Annotated in this window: 4 protein-coding genes; all 4 read right to left on the bottom strand. The window is 47.4% G+C overall.

Going from position 1 to position 3,938, the window contains the following annotated elements; genetic code table 11:
• Positions 1-512, bottom strand: a 512-nt coding sequence (gene fliF / locus H740_RS09160; RefSeq protein WP_002953441.1) for a flagellar basal-body MS-ring/collar protein FliF, incomplete at its 3' end; no start/stop codon positions are given.
• The gene (hisC, locus tag H740_RS09155; protein WP_002953440.1) at positions 513-1,613 is read right to left on the bottom strand and encodes a histidinol-phosphate transaminase; all 1,101 of its coding nucleotides are present in this window, start codon (positions 1,611-1,613) and stop codon (positions 513-515) included.
• A 1-nt stretch (position 1,614) separates the two neighbouring features.
• Positions 1,615-2,691 carry a prephenate dehydratase gene (pheA, locus tag H740_RS09150; protein ID WP_002953439.1) on the bottom strand — a complete coding sequence of 359 codons (1,077 nt, stop codon included), beginning with the start codon at positions 2,689-2,691 and terminating at the stop codon, positions 1,615-1,617.
• Between the two features lie 9 nt (positions 2,692-2,700).
• Positions 2,701-3,938, bottom strand: a 1,238-nt coding sequence (gene lysA, locus H740_RS09145) for a diaminopimelate decarboxylase (RefSeq protein ID WP_002953438.1), incomplete at its 5' end; no start/stop codon positions are given.

The raw sequence follows: 3,938 nt of genomic DNA, 5'->3' as shown, positions 1-3,938 counted from the left end.
GGAGTGGCTCGCTCGGTAAAAAGCGTTTCTTTTGGTATCGCTATGCGCACGATGGCTTTGTTTATCGGCGCTAGACTTTCGATCGTGCGGGCTAGCTCGCCCTCGAGCGCGCGCTGAAATTTAACCTTTTGCTCGGCATCAGTCGCGCCAAATTCTTGTTTATCGAAAATCTCAAATCCAACCTTGCCGTCTTTTAAAATCCCAAGCGACGCGATTGAAATCCTCTCGCGGTAAACGTCCGAATTTGGCACCAAAATCGTGCCTTCGTTTACAATTTTATACTTTACCTTATCTTTTTCAAGCTGCTGAATAATTAACGCAGAGTCTGCGGCTGAGGTGTTTTCAAATAGTACGCTATAGCCGTCGTAGTTTTCGTTTGAGCTTTTGTAAACACTCAAAAACACCAAAAAGCCGACCACGAGTATGATCGAGCCCGCGGCGACTAGGCGTTGCCTTAACGAGAGATTGTGATAGACCTGGCCGATTTGCTGAACTGCGGTTTTAAAATCCATTTATTTTAAATTTTCCTCGATTTGTTTTAAAACTACGTCGTTTTGACTAGGCAGTCCGATCGTTATGCGAACCGCGTTTAATCCGTAGCCTTTTAGATCACGTAAAATTATACCTTTTTTTAACAGATTTTGAGCAAGCTCGCTCGCGTTTTGACGCTCAAATTCAAAAACGATAAAATTCGTAAAGCTTGGTAGACGCTTTATGCCGTGAAGGTCGGCAAATTTTTCATATTTTTTCATCTCCTCAAAGTTCGTCTCAAGCGTCATGTTTACAAATTCTTCGTCTTTTAGCGCCTCGATAGCCGCTTTTAAACTAAGCGTCGTTATGTTAAACGGCGCTCTTAGCTTACCCAGCTCGCTCATCACACTTTCTTCGCCGATACCGTATCCTACGCGCATACCGCCAAGGCCATAAGCCTTAGAAAACGTGCCCAGATATATCGCGTTTGGAAATTTAGCTATGAGCCCCTTCGGCTTTATCTCTTTTTTTGCGTCTTTAAATTTAGCAAACTCCTGATACGCGCCGTCGATAACCACGAGCGTATCGGTATCGACTTGCTCTAAAAATTTATAAATTTCCTCGGCGTCTAGGCAGCCTCCGAGAGGGTTATTTGGTACACACAAAAATATAACGCCGATCTCGTCTTTTTTAGCCTTGTAAATTTGCAAAAACTCGCCTAGATCATGCTCTTTGCTCTTTGTTTTAAAGACCTTCGCGCCCGCTACTTTAGCGTAAATTTCATACATAGCAAATGTTATGCCCGCAGTTAAAATTCCCCTCTTTGCGTTCGCCTTTGCATGCACGGCAAATTCTATTATCTGATCGCTTCCCGAGCCTATTACGATAGATTTTTCGCTAACGCCAAATTTACTAGCTAGCGCAGCCTTTAGCTCGAAGTAGCTGTCGTCCGGGTAGAGGTGCATTTTATTTACTATCTCGCTGACTGCTTTTACTACCGCGGGGCTCGTGCCGTACGGGTTTTCGTTGCTGGCTAGCTTGATGACGTCTTTTGCGTCGATGCCGTATTCGCGCACGACTAGCTCGATAGGTTTGCCCGCCTCATAGCTCACTAAATTTGCCAAATTTTCGTTAAATTTCATCTCATTCCTCCCACGCGACGTAGCTTCCCAGCCACGCGATTTCGTGACCGTAGCTTATCGCTTTTTGTATCGCTTTTTGGACGTTGTCGTCGTCGATGTGCCCCTCGAAATCTATATAAAAATTCGCCTTAAATTCGCGCTGTTTTATCGGGCGACTCTCTAGTTTGGTGATATTTATACCCTCGTCTCTAAAGGCTAGTAGCAGCTCCACGAGCCCGCCGGGACGATGCTCGGTCTTTGCTAATATAGATGTTTTGTTTTTTTGCGCTCGCTCGTTTTTAAAATCGCTTAAGATAAAAAATCTCGTGCGGTTTGCGGCGTTATCCTCGATCGTCTCAAACAAGATCGGCACGCCGTAAAGCTTGGCGGCGATCTTAGAACAGATGGCGGCTGAATTTGGCTCGCTGCTAGCTAGCTGCGCGGCCTGCGCGGTCGATTTTGCCGGGATAAATTCGACGGCTGAAAGCATATGATCGTCTAAAAATTTGCGGCACTGATTGTAGCCTTGCGGGTGCGAGTAGATGCGCTTGATATCCTTTAAATTTTCGCACTTGCTCGCAAAAATATGATGAATATCCATGTAAATTTCAGCCACGACCTTGACGCTATCAAACCGTCCTAGGCAGTCTAGCGTCGCTCCCACTGCGCCTTCGGTGTTATTTTCTATCGGCACGACGCCGTATTTGGCCTCTTTGTGTTTTAGTTTCGTAAAAACCGCCTCGATACTAGCTAGCGGCAGATACGCGCTCATCGCGCCGAAACGACTCTCGGCGGCTTGGTGCGTGTAGGTGCCCTCAGGCCCTAGATATGCGACTTTTTCGGGCATCTCGAGGTTTCTACTGACGGCAAAAATTTCAAGATAAATCGCCTCGATCGCAGCTTTATTTAAAAACGCGGAGTCCTGCCCCTCGAGGCGGTTTAGGATCGCTCTTTCGCGCTCGGGGCGGTATATCGCGCTGCCGCTGGTTTGCTTTAGCTCGCCGATCTTTCGCACGAAATTCATGCGCTCGTTTAGGCGCTTTAGCACCTCATCGTCGATCTTATCTATCTCGCTTCTAAGGTCGTTTATGTTTTGCATTTTCGCTCCCTAGCCTAAAAATTCTCGCTCCAGCGCCACTACGTCCTCGAAGCTCTCGCGGCGTCTTATCAAAAAGTCCTCGCCGCCCTTTACCGCAACCTCCGCGGCGCGCCCACGAGTGTTGTAGTTGCTGCTCATAGCAAAGCCGTATGCACCTGCTGATTTGATGACGACTAGATCGCCTGGGTTTAGCGGCGGTAAATTTCGATCTTTTGCTAAAAAATCGCCGCTCTCGCAGATCGGTCCGACCACGTCGCAAGGGCTAAATTTGAGCTCCCGAAGCTGCTCAGTCTTACACTCGCAAAGAGTCTTGCCACCGCTAATAGCAAAAATTTTATGCCTAGCCTGATAGAGGCTTGGGCGTATGAGGTCGTTCATCGCGCCGTCCACGACAACAAAGCGCTTGTTTTTGTTAAATTTCTCGTAAAGTACGCTAGTTAGAAAATATCCCGCGTTGCCGACGATAAAGCGTCCCGGCTCGCAAACTACCGTGACGTCCAGGCCGCTTAAATTTGCCAAAATACCCTGCGCGTATTCGTATAGATCAGGCTCGCTCTCATCGCCGTAAACGATACCTATGCCGCCGCCGACGTCAAAAAATTTGATGTCGATTTGCGCCGCTTTCAGTTCGCGAGTCAAATTTGCCACGATCTTTGCCGCTTCGATAACGGGCTTGATGTCGGTTATCTGCGAGCCGATGTGGCTATGGCTACCTACAGGCTCCAGATGCGGCGAGTTTTTGGCGTGCAGATACATTTTTTTAGCCGTTTGCAGATCTACGCCGAATTTATTTTCGTTTAGTCCGGTAGAGATGTAGGGATGCGTTTTAGCGTCGATGTCTGGATTTACGCGGATGCTGATGCGAGCGGACTTTCCGAGCTGTTTTGCGATCGCTTCCAGGCGGTTCATCTCGGCTTCACTTTCTAAATTTATCATCAAAATTTCGTTTTCTAGCGCAAATTTGAGTTCGTCGTCGCGCTTGCCAACGCCACTTAGGATGATCTGATAGCTTTTAGCCCCCGCTAGTAGCGCGCGCTTAACTTCGCCTACGCTCACGCAGTCAAATCCGGCTCCAAGCCTGGCTAAAAATTTCAAAACGCTTAAATTTGAGTTTGCCTTAACGGCGTAGCATACGAGAGATTTTCTAGCGTGAAACGCGTTTTTTAGCGCTTCGTAGCGATGTGCCATGTAGTCAAAATCGTAAACATAAAGAGGTGTGCCGTATTTTTGCGCCAAATTCGTAAAAT

It is taken from the genome of Campylobacter showae CC57C, from assembly GCF_000344295.2.
Taxonomy (GTDB): Bacteria; Campylobacterota; Campylobacteria; order Campylobacterales; family Campylobacteraceae; genus Campylobacter_A; species Campylobacter_A showae_B.
This window is presented reverse-complemented; position numbering and strand designations above follow the sequence as displayed.